Raw genomic sequence first — 7,082 nt, 5'->3', positions numbered from 1 at the left:
CGTGCTCGCGCGCCGTCCGCAGCTCGCCCGCAACGGCTTTGCGCGCCTCGTGCATCTCGGCGCCGCGATCGCGGCGCAGCGCCTGCAGCCGTCGGCAGAACACCGCGCCGGCCTCGCCCGCGCGCAGAGCGCAGCCGACGCGCTCGGCGACGCCGAGCTCGACATCTCGGGACAGACGCTGCGCGCGACCTTGCTGCGCCTTGCCGCGGCGCCGCGCTGAGGCGTATCAGCGCAGCGGCGAAATGCGCCGCTGCCGCGAGCGCAGCACGTCGTGCCGTGCGGCGCGCGGACGGCGAGGTCGTATCGATGCGCTGCGAGCGCCGCGGCGATTGCCGTGCTTCCGGTTCCGGATCGAGGATGCGCGCGATGCCGCCGGCCGGCGCGCGGACGGACCGCTCACCGCAACGTCGGGGCCGAATGACGACTCAGCGGAAGCCGGCGTTGATCTTCGCGAGCACCGCCGCACCCGGCGACAGCTCGGCGGCTTCGAGGCGATTGAACGGCGCCGTCACGGTGTTCAGGTGCGCGTGCAGGTCTTCGGCCTCGGCGTCGACGTAGAGCAGTCCGGTCACGACCTCGCCGCGGGCCTGGTGCTGCTGCACGTAGTTCATCGCCGCGATGCGGTCGCGCGGATCGTAGTCGGCGTCGATCTTGTGCAGGCGCAGGCGCGAACCGTCGTGCTGCTCGACCTCGACGGTTTCGCCGGCCGAGTAGTCGACGGCGATTTCCGCGCGCGCCGGGATCACATCGAGGCGGTTGACCGCGTCGTTGTGCGCGCGCACGTATTCGTAGCTCTTGGTGCTGCCGGCGTGGTTGTTGAACGCGACGCAGGGACTGATCACGTCGAGAAAGGCCGCGCCCCGATGCGCGATCGCGCCCTTGATCAGCGGCACGAGCTGCGCCTTGTCGCCGCTGAAGCTGCGACCGACATAGGTGGCGCCCAGCTGCAGCGCGAGTCCGATCAGGTCGATCGGGCTGTCGGCGTTGACGACGCCGCGCTTGGACGTGGAGCCCTGGTCGGCCGTGGCCGAGAACTGGCCTTTGGTCAGGCCGTAGACGCCGTTGTTCTCGACGATGTAGGTCATGTTCACGCCGCGGCGTATCGCGTGCACGAACTGGCCGATGCCGATCGAGGCCGAATCGCCGTCGCCGGACACGCCGAGATAGATCAGCTCGCGATTCGCGAGGTTCGCGCCGGTCAGCACCGAGGGCATGCGCCCGTGCACGGTGTTGAAGCCGTGCGACTGGCCGAGGAAATAGTCCGGCGTCTTGGAGCTGCAGCCGATGCCCGAGAGCTTGGCGAGCCGGTGCGGTTCGAGACTGAGCTCCCAGCAGGCCTGGATGATCGCCGCGGAAATCGAGTCGTGGCCGCAGCCGGCGCAGAGGGTGCTGATCTTGCCTTCGTAGTCGCGCCGCGTGTAGCACAGCGCGTTCTGCGGCAGCGTCGGATGGTGCAGCTTCGGCTTGGCGACGAAGGTCATGGCGAATTCCCGCGCGAGGTTTGCCAGGTCACGGCGAAACCGAGCAGGCAGACGGCGAACAACAGCCCGAACAGGTTCCAGGTGGCCATGAACAGCGGCGAGCCGAGCAGCTCGGCCGCGCCGAACTGCATCGCGAGGCGGCAAAGCAGCATGAGCACCTCGAACACGAGCGCGGCGACCAGCCACGGCGAACCGGTCTTGCTCAGCAGCACGGCCAAGGTCGCGATCATGAGCAGCGGCATCAGGTACGACGCGATCTGCATCAGCAGGCTCTGATCCATCAGCAGGCTCCGGCGTGGCTGGTCTGGGCGGCGGCGGTGCGCACGCGCTCGCCTATCGCCCGCGCGATGAAGCGCGCGGTGATCGGCGTGCCGTCGTAATGCAGCACGGCCGGCACGCGCGCGGGGTCGAGGTCGAACTCGTTGATCAGCAGGCTGCGCAGCTGCGCGTCGCGGTTCTGCTCGACGACATAGACGGCGTCATGCGCGTCGATGAACGCACGCACCGATTCGGCGAACGGGAACGCGCGCACGCGCAGGGTGTCGAGCTGCAGGCCGTCCTGCTCGAGCAGCGCGATGGCCTCGGCCATGGCCGGGCTCGTGGAGCCGTAGTAGATCGCGCCGAAGCGCGCCGGCTTCGCGGCGCTGCGCGGCAGCGGCGCCGGCACGAGGCTGCGCGCCGTGTCGAACTTGTGCAGCAGCCGCTCCATGTTGTAGACGTAGTCGGGCCCGCGCTCGGAATAGCGCGCATACGGATCGCGCGAAGTGCCGCGCGTGAAATAGGCGCCCTTGGTCGGATGGGTGCCGGGATAGGTGCGGTACGGAATGCCGTCGCCGTCGACGTCCTTGTAGCGGCCGAACTCCTTGCCGGCGTCGAGTTCCTCGGCCGTCATGACCTTGCCGCGGTCGTAGACGCGCGCATCGTCCCAGGCCAGCGGTTCGCAGAGGCGCTGGTTCATGCCTATGTCGAGATCGGTCAGCACGAACACCGGCGTCTGCAGGCGGTCGGCGAGATCCAGCGCCGCGGCCGCGAACTCGAAGCATTCGGTCGGATCCTGCGGCAGCAGCAGCACGTGCTTGGTGTCGCCGTGCGAGGCGTAGGCGCAGGCCAGCACGTCGGACTGCTGCGTGCGCGTCGGCATGCCGGTCGACGGGCCGCCGCGCTGCACATCGATGATAGTGACCGGAATCTCGGCGAAATAAGCCAGGCCGATGAATTCGTTCATCAGCGAGATGCCGGGACCCGAGGTCGTCGTGAATGCGCGCGCCCCGTTCCAGCCCGCGCCGACGACCATACCGATCGAGGCGATCTCGTCCTCGGCCTGCACGATCGCGAACCGGTTCGCGCCGCTGGCCGGATCGACGCGGTATTTCATGCAGTATTTCTGGAACGCCTCGGCCAGCGACGACGACGGCGTGATCGGATACCAGGCGCAGACGGTCGCGCCGCCGTAGACGCAGCCCAGCGCCGCGGCCGTATTGCCGTCGACGAAGATGCGCTCGCCGACGTTGTCGGCGCGGCGCACGCGCAGGCCGATCGGGTGCGGCAGGTTGTCGAGCACGTAGCGGCGGCCGAGCTGGAACGCCTGCCGGTTCGCGTCGAGCAATTTCTCCTTGCCGCGGTACTGCTCGGCCAGCAGCTTCTCGATCGCGTCGGGCTCGACCTCCAGCAGCACCGACAGCGCGCCGATATACATGATGTTCTTGAACAGCTGGCGTTCGCGCGCGACGGTGTAGTGCTCGCTGCAGAGCTGCGTCAGCGGCACGCCGATGACGTGGACGTCGCTGCGGAACTTGCTGCGCGGCAGCGGCTTGGTCGAGTCGTAGAACAGATAGCCGCCGGGCTCGATCTCGGCGAGATCGGCGTCCCAGGTCTGCGGATTCATCGCGACCATGAGGTCGACGCCGCCGCGCCTACCGAGCCAGCCGCGCTCGTTGACGCGCACTTCGTACCAGGTCGGCAGGCCCTGGATGTTCGACGGAAAGATGTTGCGTGGACTGACCGGCACGCCCATGCGCAGTATCGACTTCGCGAACAGCTCGTTGGCCGAGGCCGAGCCCGAGCCGTTGACGTTCGCGAATTTGATGACGAAGTCGTTGACGGCGGACAGCGGCACGGGAACGGCGGCGGCGGTCTCTTCCTGCACGGTCGCCATCACGCGGCCTCCTGGCAGGCGCGCTTGCTGCGGCAGCCCGGTCCGGCGTGAGTCATCTCGATCAGGTACTTGTGCATGTCCCAGGCGCCGGTCGGGCAGCGCTCGGCGCAGAGGCCGCAGTGCAGGCAGACGTCCTCGTCCTTGACCATGACGCGGCCGGTCTTGAGCTCGCCCGACACGTACAGCGACTGCGCCATGTTGAGCGCCGGCGCGGTGAGCGTGGCCCGCAGCGCGGCTTCCTCGCCGTTGGCCGTGAAGCTGATGCAGTCCATCGGGCAGATGTCGACGCAGGCGTCGCATTCGATGCAGACCTTGTCGGTGAACACGGTCTGCACGTCGCAGTTCAGGCAGCGCTGCGTCTCCTTGTGCGCGGTCGCGCGATCGAAGCCGAGCTCCACTTCGACGGCGATGCTGCCGAGCGTCTGTTCGGCCGGCGCCCAGGGCACCTTGTAGCGGTCATCCGGCGAAATCTCGTTGTCGTAGCTCCACTCGTGGATGCCCATCTTCTGCGACAGCAGGGTCACGGCCGGCGCCGGCCGCTCGCGCGGGTCCTCGCCCTGGAGCCACTTGTCGATCGTGACGGCGGCGTCGTGGCCGTGGGCCACGGCCCAGATGATGTTCTTCGGACCGAACGCCGCGTCGCCGCCGAACAGCACGTTCGGCAGGCTGGACTGGAACGTGGCCGCGTCGACGACAGGCATGCCCGCCTCGTCGAACGCGAGGCCGATGTCGCGCTCGATCCACGGGAACGCGTTTTCCTGGCCGACCGCGATCAGCACGTCGTCGCAGGGCAAGGTCACGTCGGGCTCGCCCGTCGGAACGAGCCGGCGGCGGCCGTTCGCATCGCGCTCGGCACGCACGCGCGAGAAGCGCATCGCGACGAGACGGCCGTTGTCGTGCAGGAATTCCTCGGGCACGTGGTAATCGAGGATCGGTATGCCTTCGTGCTGGGCGTCCTCTTTCTCCCACGGAGAGGCCTTCATCTCGTCGAAGCCCGAGCGCACGAGCACCTTGACCTCGCTGCCGCCGAGGCGCCGCGCCGAACGGCAGCAGTCCATCGCGGTATTGCCGCCGCCGAGCACGAGCACGCGGCGGCCGACCGACTCGACGTGGCCGAACGAGACCGAGGCCAGCCAGTCGATGCCGATATGCACGTTCGCGGCGCATTCGCGGCGGCCCGGCAGATCGAGATCGCGCCCGCGCGGCGCGCCGCAGCCGACGAAGACCGCGTCGTAGCCCTGGCCGAGCAGCGCCTTGAGCGAATCGACGCGCTCGCCGCCGCGGAACTCCACGCCGAGATCGAGGATGTAGCCGGTTTCCTCGTCCACGACGGACTCGGGCAGGCGGAAGCGCGGGATCTGCGTGCGGATGAAGCCGCCGGCCTTGGCCTCGGCGTCGAACACGGTGACTTGATAGCCCAGCGGCGCGAGATCGCGCGCGACGGTCAGCGAGGCCGGCCCGGCGCCGACGCAGGCGATGCGCTTGCCGTTGGGCTTGCCCGCGCGCGGCAGCCGCGCGCGCACGTCGCCCTTGTTGTCGGCGGCGACGCGCTTGAGCCGGCAAATGGCCACGGGCTCGGGCTTGTCGCCGTTGTTTTCCTCGACGCGGCCGCGCCGGCAGGCGGGCTCGCAGGGCCGGTCGCAGGTGCGGCCGAGCACGCCGGGAAAGACATTGGATTTCCAGTTGACCAGATATGCGTCGGCGTAGCGGCCGGCGGCGATCAGACGGATGTATTCGGGAACCGGCGTGTGTGCCGGACAAGCCCACTGACAATCGACGACTTTATGGAAGTAATCGGGAACACGGATATCGGTGGGACGCACCTTCACCCTCCTCGCCGCACTGCTTGCGCCGAGAGGCTCCTGGCGGGACACAGCGGGGAGCCTCGCTAAGTCGATCCGTCCCGAGTCTGCCGCGTGTCGCGAAGGAAGGAAAGGGACGCCGCCGCAAGCGGCGGACCGAACCGGCAGACAGGAAAAGCGCCGGCGCTCCACCGGGCAACGGTGGTTCCGACGCAGTGATCTACCCCACGCCGCAACGGCGCCTGCACTGCTGCGGGCGGCAGGATGGATGCACGCCTCGCCGGCGCCGGTCGAAGGGGTCCGCATTGCGGCAAGCTGCTAGAGTCGCGCGCATCCGAAAGCAGACCCGTCCATGAGCTTCCGACCCGAACCCGACTGGCTCGCGGCGCAGCCGCTGGCCCGCGCCACGGCCCTGCCCGCGCCGTTCTATACCGATGCGTCGGCCGCCGCCGACGAAACGACCCGCGTGTTCGCGCGCAGCTGGCAGCTGATCGCGCATGCGGCGCAACTGGCCGAGGCCGGCGACCACGTCGTCGACGAGATCGCCGGCGTGCCGATCGTGCTCGTGCGCGGCGACGACGGCGAGCTGCGCGGCTTCCACAACGTCTGCCGCCATCGCGCCGGCCCGCTCGCGACCTGCAACGGCAAGGGCGCACGCGCGCTGCGCTGCCGCTACCACGGCTGGACCTATACCTTGCAAGGCCGCCTGCGCGCCGCGGCCGAGATGGAATCGGCCGAAGGCTTCGTGCGCGAGGCGATCGCGCTGCCGGCCGTCGCTGTCGCGCAGTGGCAAGGCCTCGTGTTCGCGGCGCTGCAGCCGGAGATCGCGCTCGACGAACTGCTGGCCGGCATCGCCGGACGCGTGGCAGGCCACGATCTGCCGGCGCTCGTCTACAGCCATCGCGACAGCTACGAGATCGCCTGCAACTGGAAGGTCTACGTCGACAACTATCTCGAGGGATATCACGTTCCGCACATTCATCCGGAACTGAACCGCCTGCTCGACTACCGCAGCTACCGCACCGAGGTCGCCGGCTGGCATTCGCTGCAATGGAGCCCGCTGGAGAACGCCGGCAACTTCTACGGACAGGGCGACGCGCTGTACTACTTCGTCTGGCCGAACATCATGCTGAACATCCTGCCGGGCCGCCTGCAGACCAACCGCGTCGTGCCGCTCGCGCCCGACCGCTGCCGCGTCGACTTCGACTACTACTACCCGGCCGCGGCCGACACGGCCGAGGCGCAGCGCCGCCGCCAGGACCAGGACTTCAGCGACGCGGTGCAGAAAGAGGACGTCGACATCTGCCTGGCCGTGCAGCGGCGGCTCGGTTCCGGCTCGTATTTCGCCGGCCGGCTCTGCCCGGCGCGCGAAAGCGGCGTACACCATTTCCACGAACTGCTGCGGCGGGCCTGGCGCGATGCCGTCTGATTCCCCGGCAACATCGGCGCAGCGCAGCATCGGCCTCTGGACCGCGACGGCGCTCGTCGTCGGCAACATGATCGGTTCGGGCTTGTTCCTGTTGCCGAGTTCGCTCGCGCCCTACGGCGGCGCGAGCGCGCTGGGCTGGGCCATCAGCACGGCCGGCGCGCTGCTGCTCGCGGCGACGTTCGCGCGCCTGGGCCAGTGCGTGCCGGCCGCGCCGG

General features: G+C 69.1%; 6 protein-coding genes and 1 pseudogene. 3 read left to right on the top strand and 4 right to left on the bottom strand.

Annotated features, from left to right (window positions below; all coding sequences use genetic code 11):
- On the top strand, positions 1–220 hold a 220-nt coding region (locus NON22_RS17955), incomplete at its 5' end, for a hypothetical protein (protein WP_257388320.1).
- 205 nt (positions 221–425) lie between these two features.
- On the opposite strand, the gene NON22_RS17950 is transcribed toward NON22_RS17955, so the two are convergent.
- Genes NON22_RS17950 through NON22_RS17935 form a run of 4 tightly spaced genes read right to left on the bottom strand, consistent with a single transcriptional unit; the run spans position 426 to position 5,459 of the window.
- Positions 426–1,481 (bottom strand): 2-oxoacid:ferredoxin oxidoreductase subunit beta, encoded by a 1,056-nt coding sequence (locus NON22_RS17950; RefSeq protein ID WP_257388319.1) that lies wholly within the window; start codon positions 1,479–1,481, stop codon positions 426–428.
- A complete protein-coding gene (locus tag NON22_RS17945; protein WP_257388318.1) occupies positions 1,478–1,762 on the bottom strand; it encodes a hypothetical protein in 285 nt (94 codons plus the stop codon). The genes NON22_RS17950 and NON22_RS17945 overlap by 4 nt, the downstream gene beginning before the upstream one ends.
- Positions 1,762–3,636 carry a 2-oxoacid:acceptor oxidoreductase subunit alpha gene (locus NON22_RS17940; RefSeq protein WP_257388321.1) on the bottom strand — a complete coding sequence of 625 codons (1,875 nt, stop codon included), beginning with the start codon at positions 3,634–3,636 and terminating at the stop codon, positions 1,762–1,764. Before NON22_RS17940 ends, NON22_RS17945 begins: the two co-directional genes overlap by 1 nt.
- The gene (locus NON22_RS17935; RefSeq protein WP_257388316.1) at positions 3,636–5,459 is read right to left on the bottom strand and encodes an FAD-dependent oxidoreductase; all 1,824 of its coding nucleotides are present in this window, start codon (positions 5,457–5,459) and stop codon (positions 3,636–3,638) included. Before NON22_RS17935 ends, NON22_RS17940 begins: the two co-directional genes overlap by 1 nt.
- A gap of 331 nt (positions 5,460–5,790) precedes the next feature.
- Between NON22_RS17935 and NON22_RS17930 the strand changes: the two genes are divergently transcribed.
- Positions 5,791–6,867, top strand: coding sequence for an aromatic ring-hydroxylating oxygenase subunit alpha (locus NON22_RS17930; RefSeq protein ID WP_257388315.1), 1,077 nt, complete (start codon positions 5,791–5,793; stop codon positions 6,865–6,867).
- Positions 6,857–7,082 (top strand): annotated as a pseudogene (locus NON22_RS17925) (arginine/agmatine antiporter); the annotation flags it as partial. The gene NON22_RS17930 and the pseudogene NON22_RS17925, both read left to right, overlap by 11 nt.

Source organism: Tahibacter caeni, from assembly GCF_024609805.1.
Classification (GTDB): Bacteria; Pseudomonadota; Gammaproteobacteria; order Xanthomonadales; family Rhodanobacteraceae; genus Tahibacter; species Tahibacter caeni.
This window is presented reverse-complemented; position numbering and strand designations above follow the sequence as displayed.

What these genes read in the sequence shown, in the direction of transcription:
- NON22_RS17950 (WP_257388319.1), bottom strand. Translation starts at nt 1,481, where the DNA reads ATGACCTTCGTCGCCAAGCCGAAGCTGCACCATCCGACGCTGCCGCAG.
- NON22_RS17930 (WP_257388315.1), top strand. Translation starts at nt 5,791, where the DNA reads ATGAGCTTCCGACCCGAACCCGACTGGCTCGCGGCGCAGCCGCTGGCC.
- NON22_RS17945 (WP_257388318.1), bottom strand. Translation starts at nt 1,762, where the DNA reads ATGGATCAGAGCCTGCTGATGCAGATCGCGTCGTACCTGATGCCGCTG.
- NON22_RS17940 (WP_257388321.1), bottom strand. Translation starts at nt 3,636, where the DNA reads ATGGCGACCGTGCAGGAAGAGACCGCCGCCGCCGTTCCCGTGCCGCTG.